This window comes from Porphyromonas sp. oral taxon 275, assembly GCF_018127745.1.
GTDB lineage: Bacteria > Bacteroidota > Bacteroidia > Bacteroidales > Porphyromonadaceae > Porphyromonas.
Genome location: NZ_CP072333.1, coordinates 1,808,421 through 1,824,671 on the forward strand (window position 1 = coordinate 1,808,421; position 16,251 = coordinate 1,824,671).

13 protein-coding genes are annotated in these 16,251 nt (G+C 64.1%); 7 read left to right on the top strand and 6 right to left on the bottom strand.

Annotated elements, in window-relative coordinates:
- Positions 1 to 380: 380 nt before the first annotated feature.
- From J4862_RS07195 to rpoN, 4 genes are all read left to right on the top strand, one after another.
- Positions 381 to 1,469, top strand: coding sequence for an asparaginase (locus J4862_RS07195; protein WP_211788441.1), 1,089 nt, complete (start codon positions 381 to 383; stop codon positions 1,467 to 1,469).
- 28 nt (positions 1,470 to 1,497) lie between these two features.
- A complete protein-coding gene (locus J4862_RS07200; protein ID WP_211789578.1) occupies positions 1,498 to 2,298 on the top strand; it encodes an MBL fold metallo-hydrolase in 801 nt (266 codons plus the stop codon).
- 188 nt (positions 2,299 to 2,486) lie between these two features.
- A complete protein-coding gene (locus J4862_RS07205; RefSeq protein ID WP_211788442.1) occupies positions 2,487 to 3,065 on the top strand; it encodes a cob(I)yrinic acid a,c-diamide adenosyltransferase in 579 nt (192 codons plus the stop codon).
- The gene (gene rpoN, locus J4862_RS07210; RefSeq protein WP_211788443.1) at positions 3,066 to 4,520 is read left to right on the top strand and encodes an RNA polymerase factor sigma-54; all 1,455 of its coding nucleotides are present in this window, start codon (positions 3,066 to 3,068) and stop codon (positions 4,518 to 4,520) included. It begins immediately after the preceding gene.
- Positions 4,521 to 4,726: 206 nt separating this feature from the next.
- Here rpoN and serS read toward each other — a convergent pair whose 3' ends face one another.
- The 4 genes from serS to J4862_RS07230 form a co-directional block, all read right to left on the bottom strand.
- A complete protein-coding gene (serS, locus tag J4862_RS07215) occupies positions 4,727 to 6,010 on the bottom strand; it encodes a serine--tRNA ligase (protein WP_211788444.1) in 1,284 nt (427 codons plus the stop codon).
- A gap of 154 nt (positions 6,011 to 6,164) precedes the next feature.
- Positions 6,165 to 6,422, bottom strand: a complete 258-nt coding sequence (gene rpmA / locus J4862_RS07220; RefSeq protein ID WP_211788445.1) for a 50S ribosomal protein L27 — start codon at positions 6,420 to 6,422, stop codon at positions 6,165 to 6,167.
- Between the two features lie 35 nt (positions 6,423 to 6,457).
- Positions 6,458 to 6,775, bottom strand: a complete 318-nt coding sequence (rplU, locus tag J4862_RS07225; protein WP_211788446.1) for a 50S ribosomal protein L21 — start codon at positions 6,773 to 6,775, stop codon at positions 6,458 to 6,460.
- 179 nt (positions 6,776 to 6,954) lie between these two features.
- On the bottom strand, positions 6,955 to 7,536 hold the full coding sequence (locus J4862_RS07230; protein WP_211788447.1) for a hypothetical protein: 582 nt from the start codon (positions 7,534 to 7,536) through the stop codon (positions 6,955 to 6,957).
- A gap of 457 nt (positions 7,537 to 7,993) precedes the next feature.
- Here J4862_RS07230 and J4862_RS07235 point away from each other — a divergent pair, with 457 nt between their 5' ends.
- From J4862_RS07235 to J4862_RS07245, 3 genes are read left to right on the top strand one after another with little or no spacing between them, the layout of a single operon-like run.
- Positions 7,994 to 10,678: a DNA gyrase/topoisomerase IV subunit A gene (locus J4862_RS07235; RefSeq protein ID WP_211789579.1), complete on the top strand. Its 2,685-nt coding sequence runs from the start codon at positions 7,994 to 7,996 to the stop codon at positions 10,676 to 10,678.
- Positions 10,668 to 11,678, top strand: a complete 1,011-nt coding sequence (locus tag J4862_RS07240) for a hypothetical protein (RefSeq protein WP_211788448.1) — start codon at positions 10,668 to 10,670, stop codon at positions 11,676 to 11,678. Before J4862_RS07235 ends, J4862_RS07240 begins: the two co-directional genes overlap by 11 nt.
- Before the next feature lie 2 nt (positions 11,679 to 11,680).
- Positions 11,681 to 12,781, top strand: coding sequence for a S41 family peptidase (locus J4862_RS07245; protein WP_211788449.1), 1,101 nt, complete (start codon positions 11,681 to 11,683; stop codon positions 12,779 to 12,781).
- Positions 12,782 to 12,942: 161 nt separating this feature from the next.
- On the opposite strand, the gene J4862_RS07250 is transcribed toward J4862_RS07245, so the two are convergent.
- Both J4862_RS07250 and J4862_RS07255 read right to left on the bottom strand, forming a co-directional pair.
- Positions 12,943 to 14,256, bottom strand: coding sequence for an MATE family efflux transporter (locus tag J4862_RS07250; RefSeq protein WP_211788450.1), 1,314 nt, complete (start codon positions 14,254 to 14,256; stop codon positions 12,943 to 12,945).
- A complete protein-coding gene (locus J4862_RS07255; protein WP_211788451.1) occupies positions 14,253 to 15,716 on the bottom strand; it encodes a potassium/proton antiporter in 1,464 nt (487 codons plus the stop codon). Before J4862_RS07255 ends, J4862_RS07250 begins: the two co-directional genes overlap by 4 nt.
- Positions 15,717 to 16,251 lie beyond the last annotated feature (535 nt).

Consider the following 16,251-nt stretch of genomic DNA (forward strand, 5'->3'; position numbering starts at 1 on the left):
TGCTCTTATCGGAGGATGGAGAATAGGCTGCGGGCTTCTTGACGCAGCCACCCCCGCCGAGCAGGCCCGGCAAGGGGCGGAGTGCAGCGATAGCCTAGGGTGAGCGGCCGTGAGGGATATCAGTCAGCCTGCTGAGGGACGTCCGTCAGCGCCGCGAGGGATATCCGTGGCGCAGCTGAGGGATATCCCTGAGGAAGGCTCCCCCCGTAGAGGCGCCTTGCACCCGAGCAAGGAGCGGGCCCTCCCCCACCCCGGGGAGGGGCGCCGCAAGGCACCGCGCAGCAGTACGACCGCGCCTGCTATTTTGCTATCTTTGTAGGGAGGGCTAGCCCCCTAGCTGGCCCAAAGCATGACACGAGTGCTCCTCTAAGCGATACACTATGGCCACCGAACGACGCATCTCCATCCTCCTCATCTACACCGGAGGGACTATAGGCATGGTCGAGAACCCCACGACGGGGGCCCTCGAGCCCTTCGACTTCGCCTATCTACAGGACAACGTCCCCGAGCTACGCCGCCTCGGCTGCGACATCTCCAGCGTGGCCTTCACCCCTCCGCTCGACTCCTCGGCCATAGCACCCGAGGACTGGACGCGCCTGGTGGACATCATCGCCGAGCACTACGACCGCTACGATGGCTTCGTCGTCCTGCACGGGACGGACACCATGGCCTACACGGCCTCCGCCCTCAGCTTTGCCCTCGAGGGGCTGGCTAAGCCCGTGGTCTTCACCGGCTCGCAGCTCCCCGTGGGGAAGCTGCGTACCGATGGCAAGGAGAACCTCATCACCGCCATCGAGATCGCTGCCGCACGTGACGAGGCCGGGCAGCCCCGCGTGCCCGAGGTCGCGCTCTTCTTCGAGAACTACCTGATGCGCGGCAATCGCACCAGCAAGGTCAGCGCCGACCAGTTCAGCGCCTTCGACTCCTACAACTATCCCCATCTAGCCTACGCGGGCATTGAGATCCGCTACCACGATGCGGCCATCAAGCGCGATGCCCTCGGCCAAACCCTGAGGCCGCACCGCTCCTTCGACCCCAATGTGGCGGTGCTCAAGCTCTTCCCAGGCATCACCCGCGAGGTCGTGCAGTCGCTGCTCAGCCTGCCCTCGCTCAAGGGCGTCGTGCTGGAGACCTTCGGCAGTGGCAATGCGCCGATGCTCCCATGGTTCCTCGAGGCGCTCGAGGCAGCTGTGGCACGCGGCGTGGTCATCGTGAACGTGACGCAGTGCGTGACGGGCTATGTGGACATGATGCGCTACGAGACGGGGATGCTGCTGCAGCGTATGGGGCTGGTGAGCGGACGGGACAGCACCACGGAGAGCGCCCTGACGAAGCTGATGTACCTCTTCGGTCGTGGCTACAGCCCCCAGGAGGTCAAGCAGCAGATGGCCCTGCCCCTGCGGGGCGAGATGACCCTCGAGCCGACGGCCGAGGACTTCGGTCGTGAGACCTATATCTATAGACGCTAAAGGAGAGACGAAGCAAGTGATACGATTCATGAGCCTGGGGAGTGGGAGCAGTGGCAACTGCTACTACCTCGGGGACGAGACGGGCGGCCTGCTGCTGGATGCAGGCATCCCCATACGCAGCATCAAGAAGAGCCTAGCCGCCGAGGGCATCAGCCTCGAGGACGGCCATATACGTGGCGTGCTGGTGACGCACGACCACGCCGACCACATACGCACCATAGGCGTGCTGGGAGCAGTCTACCACCTCCCCGTCTACGCTACAACCCTGGTGCACGACAGCATCACCCGCAGCCGCTTCGTACAGGAGCCGCTGGGGGCCTCGCGCCGCGAGCTCGCCATCCACGAGCCGCTGGAGCTGGCGGGCTTCTCCATCGAGGCCTTCCCCGTGCCGCACGATAGCGCGGAGAACGTAGGCTATCACATCACCCGCGGCGAGGACTTCCGCTTCACTCTCGCTACCGACGTAGGCCACCCCACCGCGGTCATCGAGCGCTACATCGCCGCCGCCCAGCACGTCGTGCTGGAGGCCAACTACGACAGCGAGATGCTCCGCACGGGCAGCTACCCACCCTTCCTCAAGGAGCGCGTAGCCAGTCCGCTGGGACACCTCTCCAATGAGGAGGCCGCCGAGGTCCTAGCGCGCTGCTACCACCCCGAGATGCGCAACGTGTGGCTCTGCCACCTGAGCAAGGACAACAACCACCCCGAGCTCTGCTGGAAGAGCATCGAGCAGCGCCTCTTCAGCGAGGGCATACGCGTGGGGAAGGACCTTAGCCTGACAGCCCTGCGCCGCACCGCGCCCTCCCCGATGTACCTACTGGAGCCCTAGCCCCACTAGCACGCCCCTACCCCCACAACGGGGACGCCCCGCCGCCCCGCCTAGGAGGAGACAGCTCCTCCCCTCCCTGCAGCCCGAGCGGCACGGCACCCCTTCCTGCGCCTCCTCTAGAGCGCAGATAGCACAGACAGACCATTACCCTAGGCTGCCCCCAGCAGCCCCACACCCGACACAGCACTATGGATACAGAGAAGTACAAGCTCTATACGAAGGGCGGCGACAAGGGCCGCACCTCCCTCGTCGGGGGACAGCGCGTCCCCAAGTATGACCTCCGCCTGGAATGCTACGGCACCATCGACGAGCTCAATAGCTTCGTCGGAGTCCTCTTGGCCTACGAGCTCGAGGAGCCCGACAGCCGCTTCCTCTACTGGCTACAGCACAAGCTCTTCTCCGTCGGCGGCTATCTGGCCACCGACACCAGCAAGGACGAACTCCACGAGGTGACCTGCGTCACCGAGCGCGCCGTAGCCAAGGTAGAGCGTGAGATCGACCGGCTTGATGACCTCGTGCCGCCCATCAAGGCCTTCATCCTCCCCTCGGGCGGGCACATCACCGCCGCGGCACACGTCTGCCGCACCGTCTGTCGCCGCGCCGAGCGCCTCATCTACCGCCTCGACAGCGAGCATCCCCTAGCCCCCGAGGTCCTGCGCTTCGTCAATCGCCTCAGCGACTACTTCTTTGCCCTAGCACGCAAGGAGGTCTTCCGCGCCCAAGGGCAGGAGATCGTCTGGACCTACGATCACGACGACGCCGACTAGATGGCAGGACTGGAGCAGACCCAACGCCTAGAGCAGACCCAGGGGCTGACCCCTGCGCAGCTGCTGGCGGTGAAGATGCTGGAGGTCACGAGCCTCGAGCTGGAGACCCGTATCGAGCAGGAGCTGGAGGAGAACCCCGCCCTCGAGGAGAACTATCCCGAGGAGGAGCAGCGCAGCGGCACGGACGAGGGGGATGAGGACGGCGCCACCGAGCAGGACTGGGAGCTAGGCGAATACGCCCAGGACGACATCCCCGAGTACAAGCTACGCGAGCTGCAGGAGCGCCAGTCGGTGCGTGAGGAGATCCCCTTCGCCGCTGGAGCCCCCAGCCTCGAGGAGCAGCTGCTGGAGCAGCTCTCCATGGTCACCGAGCTCGAGGGTCGCCGCTACGAGCTGGCACGCTACATCGTGGGCAGTATCGACGCCGATGGCTACCTGACGCGCTCGGTGGAGGAGCTCCAGGACGACCTACTCTTCAAGGCCGGCATTGATGCCCGAGCCGAGGAGCTCGAGGAGCTCATCGCTCTGGTCAAGACCCTTGACCCGCCCGGCGTAGGGGCGCGTGATCTGCGTGAGGCCCTCTTGCTGCAGCTGCAGCGCCTGCCCGAGGACGAGCTCTCACAGGCAGCTGATCGGCTTATCCGCGAGCACTACGAGGACTTCGTCAATAAGCGCTTCGACCGCCTCTGCTCGGCCCTAGGCATCGACGAGCAGCGCCTCTCGGAGCTCTACGCCTTCATTGCCCGCCTCAGCCCACGCCCCGCCAGCGGTCTCGGGGACGACGCCGAGGCACGCTTCGCGCACTTCACCCCCGACTTCATCGTCACCGAGCGCGACGGCGAGCTACAGGTCTCGCTCGTCGGGGAGCGCGAGATTGCCCCGCTGCGTCTGAGCCCTACATACCTCGAGCTGCTGGAGGCGCACCGCGACCAGGCGGGTCAGAGCCGCCAGAGCCGCGAGGCGATGACCTTCCTCAAGCACAAGGTCGAGCAGGCGCGCTGGTTCATCGAGGCCCTCGAGACGCGCCAGCAGACGCTGCGCCGCACGATGATGGCCATCGTGGAGCACCAGCGTGACTTCTTCTTCTCAGGCGAGGTGAGCGACCTCAAGCCTATGGTGCTGCGCGACATCGCCGAGGCCACGGGGCTCGACATCAGCACCATCTCGCGCGTCAGCAACAGCAAGTCGGTGCAGACCGACCACGGCATCTACATGCTGAAGTTCTTCTTCGGCGAGGGCATCACCACCGAGGAGGGCGAGAGCATCTCCACGCGTGAGGTACGGCAGGCCTTAGCCGCACTCATCGAGGCCGAGGACAAGCGCCAGCCGCTGACGGACGAGGAGCTGACGCAGCAGCTGGCCGCCCAGGGCTACCCCATAGCCCGCCGCACGGTGGCCAAGTACCGCGAGCAGCTTCGCCTGCCCATCGCGCGCCTACGCCGCCAGCTTCCCTAGCTCGGCAGCAGCTCAGGCTCCCTAGCCCTAGCCCCATCTCCCAGCTTCCTCGACCCACCTCCCGAACTTCCTCTGCCCTCGTGGAGCGAACGAGCGGAGCCCCTTCGCCCCGCACCCCACCAAAGGCACAAGCCCCACCGAGACGCCCCAGCTACGGCTGGAGCTACTCGGTGGGGCTTGTGCTCTAGAGGGCTTAGCCTCGGGTGCTACTTCTGGGGCAGCGGGATGAGATCGAAGCCCGTGTAGGGTCTCAGCGCCTCGGGGATGCGGATGCCCTCGGGCGTCTGGTTGTTCTCGAGGAGGGCGGCCACGATGCGGGGGAGGGCGAGGGCACTCCCGTTGAGCGTGTGTGCGAGCTGTACGCCCTGCTCGCTATCGCGGTAGCGCAGGCGCAGGCGGTTGGCCTGATAGCTCTCGAAGTTGGACACCGAGCTGACCTCCAGCCAGCGCTGCTGCGCGGCGGAGAAGACCTCGAAGTCGTAGGTCAGCGCACTGGTGAAGCTCATGTCACCGCCGCTGAGACGCAGGATACGCCAGGGCAACTCCAGCTTCGTCACGAGGGTCTCCACGTAGGCGACCATCTCGTCCAGACGCTCGTAGCTACGCTCGGGCTTGTCGATGCAGACGATCTCGACCTTGTCGAACTGGTGCAGACGGTTCAGTCCGCGCACGTCCTTGCCGTACGAGCCAGCCTCGCGACGGAAGCAAGCCGAGTAGGCGGTGTTGCGTACGGGCAGGTCCTTCTCGTCCAGGATGACGTCGCGGTAGATGTTGGTCACGGGTACCTCAGCCGTGGGGATGAGGTAGAGGTTGTCCACGCCGACGTGGTACATCTGCCCCTCCTTGTCGGGGAGCTGGCCCGTGCCGTAGCCCGAGTCCTCGTTGACGACGTAGGGGGGCTGCACCTCGGTGAAGCCTGCCTCGCGTGCGTTGTCGAGGAAGAAGTTGATGAGCGCGCGCTGCAGGCGTGCCCCATAGCCCTTGTAGACGGGGAAGCCGGCACCCGTGATCTTGACGCCGAGCTCGAAGTCTATGAGGTCGTAGGTCTTCGCGAGCTCCCAGTGGGGAGCAGCGTCGGCAGGGAGCTCAGGGTTGTGCCCGCCCATCTTGACACAGACGTTGTCCTCGGCTGTCGCGCCCTCGGGCACGATCTCGGCGGGGAGATTGGGGATCTGCAGCAGGATCTCGCGGATACGAGCCTCTGCCTCGTTCTTCTTCTCCTCGAGCTGGCGGCTAAGCTGCTTGAGGTCGGCGACCTGGGCGCGTATCTTCTCGGCCTGATCCTTCAGTCCCTGCTTCATCAGGGCACCGATCTCCTTGGCGATGGCATTCTGCTGCGCCAGGCTCGCGTCGAGCTCCTGCTGGGTGCGGCGGCGCAGCTCGTCGAGGTCGAGCACCTCAGTGATGTACTGGCGCGCCTCGAAGTGCTTCTTCTGTAGGAGGCGGAGGACGTCCTCCGTCTGCTCCTTGATTCGCTTGATGGTAAGCATCTCTCTCTTGGGTCTATTAAAGGAGGAGAGCTTGCCCTCAAGGACTATGGCCCTCGGAGCAAGCTCTCTCGTTACCTATATCTCTCTGTAGGCGGGATGATCCCACCTCGGGAGGGTAGCTGGTCGTCCCCTGGGGGACGTCGGGGTCTCGTCCTTAGGCTTCTGCCTGGATCGAGACGTAGGAGCGATCGTTCTTCTTGCGCGTGAAGACGACCGTACCATCTACGAGGGCGTAGAGCGTGTGGTCCTTACCGATACCCACGCCTGCGCCAGGGTGATGCTGCGTGCCGCGCTGGCGCACGATGATGTTACCAGCCTTGGCATGCTGACCACCGAAGAGCTTTACACCAAGTCGCTTGCTTTCTGATTCGCGTCCGTTCTTGGAGCTACCTACACCTTTTTTATGTGCCATTGTCCTTGTCTAACTAATGCGGTGATACTTATTTACTAGCCTACGATTTCCTTCACGACGACCTCGCTGAACTGCTGGCGGTGGCCATTGAGCTTGCGATAGCCCTTGCGACGCTTCTTGTGGAAGACGAGCACCTTGTCGCCCTTGACGAGCGGCGTCAGTACTTCGCACACGACCTTAGCACCGGCTACGGTAGGCGTGCCTACGGTGAACTGACCGTCCTTCTCAATGAGCAGGACCTTGTCGAACTCTACGGTAGCACCAGCCTCGGCGCCCTTGACGTGATGGATGAACAGGCGACGGCCTTCCTGGAGGTTGAACTGCTGTCCCTGGATGTCTACGATGACGTACATTGTACTTTATACTAATTAGGATTAGCCCCGCAAGGTGTCGCCCCCGCTCTCGGTGACGTGCTTCGTCCGTGTACCTTGCATAGGAAATGCGCACAAAGATACACATTATCGCACAGATACACAAGGGACGAGTCCACACACATCCCTCACCGCAAGGCAGAGGCGCGCCTAAGGGCTACTCATGGGCTGTAGCGGAATCCCTCAGTCGCCTCCTCTGAGGCAAAGAGCTCCGCGTCATGGACATAGCTCTCCCCCTCCTCGCAGAACCACGAGGGCTCGAAGCTAGGCGGCTCCTCCCCCTTACGGAGCGCGGTCTGAAGCCCCGAGAGGAACTTCCACAGGAAGATATTGAAGGACGAGGCGATGAGGAAGACTTCCCTCCGACGGGCGGGGTCATAGGCCCCGATATAATGATTGCCCGCGCTATCGACCTTGGCCAAGTAGCCCCACTTGAGCCCCGAGGGTGAGGACGAGAAGCCCCAAAAGGACGAGCTCAGCATAAAGTCCCAGGCCCAAAGGGAGAGCATATGATCGTGCAGATAGGGGCGCAGCTCCCGCGACTTGAAGCCGTAGAACTCATGACCAAAGGCCCTCATACCATTGCTCAGGCAGAGGAAATCGACGTACTGCCTATCGCAGGCGCCGAGGATCTTCCCGATGTTCCGAAGGATGACGAGCCGCCCGTACTGGGGGTACAGCTCCACCTGATCGCTCTCCTCGGCCAAGGCCTCAGCCAGCTCCATAATGCGGGATAGCTCCATCGCTCTACTATCGAATAAGCCGTCTTAATTACTGCTACCTCGCCCCTCACCACTGCCCGCAGCCCGCTGGGACGGAGGGGGGGTCGGGCACGAATTTAGGGAGAAAACTTCACCTAGCACGCCTCTCGCGGCGGGGAGGGCTAGGGGGGGCTCGCTGAGGGATAGCAGTCAGGGCGCTGAGGGACGTCCCTCAGCGACGGGAGGGATATCAGTCAGCGCCCTGAGGGATATCTCTAAGGAAGGCTAAGGGATAAGGGGCGGGAGGCCTTGGGGATTAAGAGGCGAGGGCGGCAGGGCTTGGAGGGGGAGACGGCGGGGGAAGACCTTCGGAGGGTGGGGAGCTTGGCCCCAGGGAGGCTATAGGCCTCAGGACAAGCGCCACACTGCCTTAGCGGAGTGGCTACGCTGCCGACCTTTCCTTATCTTTGTAGCTATGATAGATCAGCCAGATGCACAGATGACAGCACAGCACGACGAAGAGATCGGGGAGGAGCTACAGCCCACAGAGGAGCTCCTTGACCCCGAGACGCCCCAGGGCACCGAGAGCCCCGGCCTACGCCCCGAGCTCAGCAGCCTGACGCGGATGTACCAGACGTGGTTCCTCGACTACGCCTCCTACGTCATCCTCGAGCGTGCCGTACCCCATATAGATGATGGACTGAAGCCCGTACAGCGCCGCCTGCTGCACAGCATGAAGGAGATGGATCGGGGCAAGCTCATCAAGGTCGCCAACATCGTCGGCGAGACGATGAAGTACCATCCGCACGGGGACGCCTCCATCAAGGACGCCCTCGTGCAGCTCGGTCAGAAGGGCTTCCTCATCGACACGCAGGGCAACTGGGGGAACATCCTCACAGGGGACTCCGCCGCCGCTGGCCGATACATCGAGGCCAAGCTCAGCGCCTTCGCCCTCGAGGCCGCCTTTAGCGACCGCGTGACCGAGTGGAAGAAGAGCTACGACGGCACGACGGACGAACCCGTGGCACTGCCCGTCAAGTTCCCCCTCCTCCTAGCCCAGGGCGCCGAGGGGATCGCTGTCGGACTCTCGTCCAAGATCCTCTCGCACAACTTCACCGAGCTCGCGGAGGCCGCCTGCGCCTATCTGCGGGGCGAGTCCTTCACGCTCTATCCCGACTTCGCGACGGGGGGGTTGATCGACGTCTCGCGCTACAACGACGGCGAGCGTGGCGGCAGTCTGCGCTCCCGTGCCAAGATCGACAAGATCGACGCCAAGACGCTCAGCATCACGGAACTGCCCGCGGGCAAGACGACGACCTCCCTCATCGAGTCCATCCTCAAGGCCGTAGAGAAGGGCAAGATACGTATCCGCCGCGTCGACGACATGACGGCCGCCGGCACCGACATACGCCTCAGCCTAGCGGCGGGGGTCTCCTCGGACAAGGCCATCGACGCGCTCTACGCCTTCACCGACTGCGAGGTCAGCATCAGCCCCAACTGCTGCGTCATCTCCGACGAGAAGCCGCTCTTCACCAGCGTCAGCCAGCTGCTACGCTACAGCGTGGATAGGACGAAGCAGCTCTTCACCGAGGAGCTGCAGATCCTGCTGGGCGAGCGTCAGGAGCAGTACCTGGCCGCTTCGCTGGAGCGGATTTTCATCGAGGAGCGTATCTATAAGGATAGGGAATTCGAAGACGCGGAGAGTGAGGCACTGGCGCTGGCGCATGTGGCGCGGCGCCTGGAGCCCTTCGCCGAGCAGCTACTGCGCCCTATCACGGAGGCCGACCTCAAGCGTCTTCTAGAGATCCGCATGGCACGTATCCTGCGCTTCAACCTCCCCCGCCACGAGGCTGCGATGCTGCAGCTCGAGGAGGAGATCGACCGCCTGAAGTACGACCTGGGGCACATGACCGAGTACACCATACGCTGGTATGAGCACCTCATCGCCCGCTACGGAGCGGCCTACCCCCGTAGGACGCGCATCACGAGCTTCTCCACGATCGAGGCGGCGAAGGTAGCCGAGCTGGACGCCAAGCTGTACATCAACCGCGAGGAGGGCTTCGTCGGGACGGCGCTGAAGGATGGGGAGTTCGTCTGCAACTGCTCTACGATGGATGAACTGATCATCTTCTTCCGCTCGGGGCGCTACAGCGTCTTCAAGGTCGAGGACAAGAAGTTCTACGGGCACGAGGAGGTCATCCACGTGGCGCGCTACCAGCGTGGGGACGAGCGTACTATATATAATGTAGTGTATCGCGACGGCAAGGCGGGGGCGGTGTACGCCAAGCGCTTCAACGTCCTCTCTGTGATCCGTGACCGCAGCTATGACCTTAGCCGCGGCAAGGAGGGCTCCCGTATCCTGTACTTCTCAGCCAATGCCAATGGCGAGGCGGAGAAGGTATCCATCAAGCTCAAGATACGCAACGCACGGCAGCGCCTCTTCCAGTTCGAGAAGGACTTCTCCGAGCTGCCGATCAAGAGCCGCAGCTCTGTGGGCTTCCTCGTCACCAAGGCCGAGGTGCACTCGGTGACGCTGCTCAGCAAGGGCTACTCGACACTCGGGGGGCGCGACGTGTGGTTCGACCGCGACGTCCTGCGCCTCAACTACAATGGTCAGGGCGAGTACCTGGGCTCCTTCCACGCCCACGACCGCATCCTCATCATCCTCGACTCAGGGGAATGCTACACGACGGACTTCAGCGACAGCATCCATATCGAGGAGAACCTCATGCGCATCGAGAAGCACCGCCCACAGAAGATCTGGACGGCCGTCTACTACGACGCCGAGCAGCGCCTGCAGTACATCAAGCGCTTCAGCATCGAGCCCGAGGCCAAGCGCGAGCAGATCGTCGGCGAGGACACGCGCAATAAGCTGCTGCTGCTGACCGACACCTACTACCCTATCCTCGAGTACGGGCGCAAGGAGAAGGGAGGCGAGCTGAAGCTGACCACCCTCGAGGTCGAGGACTTCGCCCTCGTGAAGAGCATTCGCGCTCGAGGCAAGCGGCTAGCGCCGCAGCTCGTGGAGGAGCTGCGCGAACTGGAGCCCCTCAAGCCCTCCCCCAGCTTCGACGACGAGCCCGAGGAGGGCAGCGCGGACGAAGCGGACGCTCCGAGTGAGGAGGCGGAGCTCTTTGCCGAGACCGACTTCACCCCTAGCCCTAAGCCCAGCGATGAGGACTAAGTACACGACCCTTGCTCACCGCGCAGGGCTCACCCTCGGCCTCCTGACAGCGCTCCTCAGCGGGGCACTCACCGCTGCGGGCGCTCCGCTCGCCGAGGCCACAGCCCAGGAGGCACAGGATAGCCTCCCCAGCACAGAGCGTGCCAAGAGCATCCTCCTCGAGCCCCGCGAGGTCACCCACAGCCCCATCAGCCAGGTGCGCTCCTTCAGCCTCGGGGGGATCATCCAGCGCGACAGCTACCTCAGCCCCCTGCGCTACGGGGGCACACAGCTCGGCTTCGTCAGTCAGTCTGCCAGCTACGGCTATAGGCGGCAGCGCCGCGGCGGCCTCAGCCAGCTGCTGGCACGCCCCGAGCGCAGCGTAGACCCACGCTGGACCGACCACAGCCTCCTCAGCCTCAGCCTCAGCCAGAGCACCAATCCCGCAGGCAACGGCCGTATGTGGGGGCTACAGTTCAGCTACGACCGCAGCTACCTCAGGCGCCTCGTAGAGGGACGCTACGGCCGCCTCGCCCTCGGCCCTGCCCTCGTCGGGAGAGGAGGCGCACGCTACAGCAGCCGCAATGGCAATAACCCTGTGAGCATCGAGGCCTCCCTCGGGCTTGGCCTCTCGGCCCTCTATAGCTATCGCCTGCCCAGCCTCCGCTTCCCTGCCCGCCTAAGGCTCTACGGAGAGCTGGACCTCGTGAGCCTCTCCTTCAGCCAAGAGTACGGCGAGAGCTACTACGAGCTCTACTACTACAGCTCCTGGCAGCGACGCCTCTACCTCCGAGGCCCGGGGCCAGCCCTACGCAGCCAGCTCGTGGCGGGCATCGACCTGCCGCTGCTGGACTGGATGACCCTCAGCCTGGGCTACCGCCTCGACCTACAGCGTCTCCGGGTCAATGCCCTAGAGCGCTCGAGCCTCAGCCAGGGGCTGCTCGTCGGGGTCTCCACCCAGCTGCTGCCCCTCTCGGGACGCCGAGCACAGACCGACTACGCCCCACTTAGCCCCTTCTAGCCATGCCGCTACACCACAGACGATCCCGCCTCCTCGGAGTCCTCGTGACGGCCTTTCTCCTCATCTCGGGGCTGGGCTCCTGCTCCACCGAGGAGGACTTCACCAGCGATAGCTTCCGCAACTTCGACGTCCTCTGGGAGACGCTCGACCGCAACTACTGCTACTTCGACCTCAAGCTCCCCAAGGACTCCAGCTGGGCTGACATGCGGCTGAAGTGGCGCAGCCAGCTCCGCGCCCAGATGTCCAGCGACTCGCTCTTCCTCGTCCTGACGGGGCTGATCTCCGAGCTCAAGGACGGGCACGTCAACCTCATCACGCCCTTCGACCAAGGTCGCTACTGGCGCTGGAAGAGCGACTACCCCGCTGGGAGCAATAGCAGCCTCATCGAGGACTACCTCGGGCAGGACTACCGCATCGCTGGGGCGCTGAGCTACACCTGGCTCAAGCACCACGATCACGGGCAGGACAGCATAGGCTACATCCGCGTCTCGAGCTTCGCCCAGGGCCTCAGCGAGGGCAATATCAATGCCGCCCTGAGCCGCCTCAGCGGCTGCCGTGCGCTGATCATCGACATACGGGATAATGGCGGCGGACAGGTAACGAACTCTGACCTACTGGCCAGTCACTTCATCGACGCCGAGCGCGTGGTCGGCTATATGAGCCACAAGCACGGCCCCGGGCACGACGACTTCGCCCCGCGCGTAGAGCTGCGGCTACGCCCCGTAGATCGGGGCGTGCGCTGGCTGCGCCCCGTGGTGCTGCTCGTCGACCGCGGGGTCTACAGCGCCGCCAATGACTTCACGCTCAGGATGAGCAGGCTGCCGCTGGTGACCATCATGGGGCAGCCTACGGGCGGCGGCGGTGGGCTGCCGATGAGTAGCGAGCTGCCCAACGGCTGGTCGGTACGCTACTCCGCCAGCCGCACCTACGACGCCGAGGGAGGCGACATAGAGCAGGGGATCAAGCCTGACCTCACGCTCAGCTTCGAGCGCGAGGCTGCTATCCGCGGCTACGACACGATGATCGAGGGCGCGGTGAGCTACCTGAAGGAGCGCTTCGAGCACCTACGCCGCACGCGCCGCTGGTCTAAGTTCCCCCGCTAGCCCCCAGCCGCCCCCAAGAGCTCCCCACAGAGCCCGAGCCTGCACGAAGGCCAGCACAAAGCAAGCGCCCCCACAGATCCGAGTGATCTGTGGGGGCGCTTTTCTTCGGGCGAGAGCCCTATAATAAGGAGTTAGGAGGGACAGCCGAGCGCGTGCCGAGGCTAAGCGTAGAGCCTACGCGCCGCACGCAGCACCCAGCCGCTACGCAGCGCCAGATAGCTGACGAAGGCCAGCCACAGCGCATCCGCCCCCAGCCAGCTGGCTGTCGCGGCATAGAGCAGCACGTAGCCCACCAGGCCCACCAGCACGGCGCGGCTCATGTCGATGCTGCGCGTGGCGCCGACCATGATCCCATCGCCGAGGAAGGCGAGGAAGGACGCGAGCGGCACCACGGCGATCCACAGGCGCTCCTCGGCAGCGCGCGCCAGCACATCAGCCTTGTCCGTCAGCAGCGCCAGTAGTGGCTCAGGGATGAGGGCATAGAGGAGGGCGAAGTAGAGCGCCACGCCAGCGCCGAGGCGCACGACCGCAGGGATGACCTCCCCGAGGCGGCGCTTATCCCGCGCCCCGACGGCCTCACCCACCAGCGCCTCCGCGGCGTAGGCTAGGCCGTCCATGAAGTAGGAGAAGAGGCTGAAGAGCTGCATCAGGAGGCCATTGGCCGCCAGCGTCACGCTCCCCATACGTCCCCCGATATAGACGAAGCTCAGCATCACCGACTGTAGGAGCAGCGTGCGCAGCATCAGATGCTTGCCCACGTGGAAGTAGCGCAGGATGGTCTCGGGGTGCCAGGCATCGCTGAGGCGTAGCCTACGGAGCACCTCCCGCTCGCGGCGCCAGCCTCCGAGGGCCAGCAGCACGAGGGCGCTGTACTGCGCCAGCACCGTCCCGAGGGCCAGTCCCCCGACGCCAAGGCCGAGGGGGAAGGCTAGGAGGTAACTGTAAGTGATGTTGAGCACATTGCTGGCGATGCTGACGCTCATGACGAGCTTCATCTGCTGCATCCCCACCAGCCAGCCATTGAAGACATAGAGCAGCAGTGCCGCGGGCAGCCCGAGGAAGGCATAGCCGAGGTAGTCCTCGGCGGCGAGGCTCAGTGCCCCACCCTCCTGCTCGAAGAGCGAGGCCACGGGTGCGACATACAGCGGGCTCGCCAGCGCCAGTATGAGGCCCACCACGAGCGCGATAAGGCTCCCCGAGGCCAGCCCCCGACCGAGGGCGGCGACGTCGCCCGCCCCACGTGCCTGCGCCGTGAAGCCCGTCGTGCCCATACGCAGTAGGCTCCACTGCCCGACGACGAAGGAGGTGACCGCCGCCCCTACCGTGACGGCAGCGATGCTCTCCCCGCCAGCCATACGGCCAGCCATAGCGATGTCGCTGATCATCAGCAGCGGCACCGTGATATTGGAGAGGATATTGGGATAGGTGAGCCTGAGGATCTGTCGGTAGAGGCTCTCGGGTGCGTGCTGCTTCATCGGGAGAGGTGGTGCTCGGAGACGATGAGGAGGATGTCGCCCACGGCGAGCTCCAGCTTGCCCTTAGGCACCATATAGCGATCGCCACGGCGCACGAGGATGACGAGCTCCTCCTCCCTGAGGTCGAGCTCCATCAGGAGGCTGCCGCCCGCCAGCATGGGTGCATCGACATGACGCTCCTCCATGCGGGCGCCCGTATGCTTGGGGATCTTGACGCCGAAGAGGCTTACCTCCTCCTTGACCTCCTCATCGAGCTTGAGCCAGCGCGCCACCAGCGGCAGCGTCGTCCCCTGGATCAGCAGCGAGAGCAGGGTGATGAAGAAGACGATATTGAAGAGCGTCTCTGCCCCCTCGACCTGGCTCATCAGCGGATAGGTGGCGAAGATGATGGGCACGGCGCCACGCAGGCCTACCCAGGCGAGGAAGTGGCGCCCGTTCATCGAGATGTGGGGGAAGAAGAGCAGGCAAAGGTGCACGGCCAGCGGACGCGCGAAGAGGATCATGAAGATCCCTGAGAGGAGCGCAAAGCCCGTGATGGGCAGCAGTTCGCTGGCGTTGACGAAGAGCCCGAGGCTGATGAAGAGCGTGATCTGCAGCAGCCAGGTAATGCCGTCGAAGAAGGTGGAGATACTCTTGCGGTGCACGATCTTCCTATTCCCCACCAGTACGCCCATGATGTAGACAGCTAGGTAACCATTGCCCTGCAGCAGGCTCGTCACCGAGAAGGTGAGGAAGACCAGGCAGAGCAGCAGGATGGGATAGAGCGACTCGTTGCCGATGTTCACCTTGTTGAGGAACCAGCCCGTCAGCTTCCCCAGCACATAGCCCAGCAGGCTCCCCACGCCGAACTGTAGGAGGAAGGTCTTCAGGATATCCGTCCACGCCCCTTCGCCTCCGCCCGTGATGTACTGGATCAGTGCGATGGTGAGCATGTAGGCCATGGGGTCATTACTCCCACTCTCGAGCTCGAGGATGGGGCGTAGGTTCTCCTTGAGGTGCATTTTGCGCGAGCGCAGCAGCGCAAAGACCGAGGCTGAGTCCGTGCTGGACATCGTCGCCGCCAGCAGCAGGGCGATGGGGAAGGAGAGGTGTACGGGCGCCCAGCCCAGCAGGTCCATTCCGTAGAAGAAGCCCCCAAGGCAGAAGGTCGTCAGCAGCACCCCCAGCGTCGAGAGCATGATCCCTGGGCCGAGGACAGGGCGTATGTCGGTGAGCTTCGTCTCCAGTCCCCCCGTGAAGAGGATGACCGTCAGAGCGAGGATCCCGAGGTCCTGCATACGCCCTGCATCATTATACTGAATGCCCAGCCCCGAGCTGCCGAAGACCATACCCGTCAGGAGGAAGAGCAAGAGGGCAGGCACGCCGAAGCGCGTCCCCACCTTGCCCGCCAGGATCCCTGCCAGGATGAGCAGCGAGCCCATGAGGAGGAAAAACTCAAAGGAGAAGAGGTCCAATGTCATCTAGTGCTATTCTATTCGCTTTGTCTGCATGAGCGCCCGAGGGCGTTTAACAAATATAAGCATTTTGCCAGGGGAAAGCAAGACTTCGCGCACACTGTGCCCCCGAGGCAGGCTGCACAGCAGCCCAGCGCTCCTCCCCCACCGCTTCGAGCTGCGGGCGCAGCCTCCCCACAGCGCCTCCCCGCTCCCTAAGGGACACGCACGCCCGAGGGAGCACCAGCGCAGCGCGAGCCCTACCTCCCGCTCCCGAGGGATATCAGTCAAGCAGCTGAGGGGCGTCCATCAGCACGCTGAGGGGTATCAGTCAGCACGCCGAAGGATATCCCTCAGAGTGCCTCGGAGAGGCGACGCGTGCGGCAAGGCTTAGCCGAGCCTCCCGCAGGACTAAGCGCGGGCTGCTTCGAGGGGCTACTGAGCTCCTTCGGACAAATCAGCTCAGCCCGCCCAAGCCCACAAGGGGCGCAGGGCGCACAAAAAGCAAGGAGCGCTGCAGGCCTTGCCCCGAGGAAAGGTGACCTGCAGCGCTCCTCGAGCG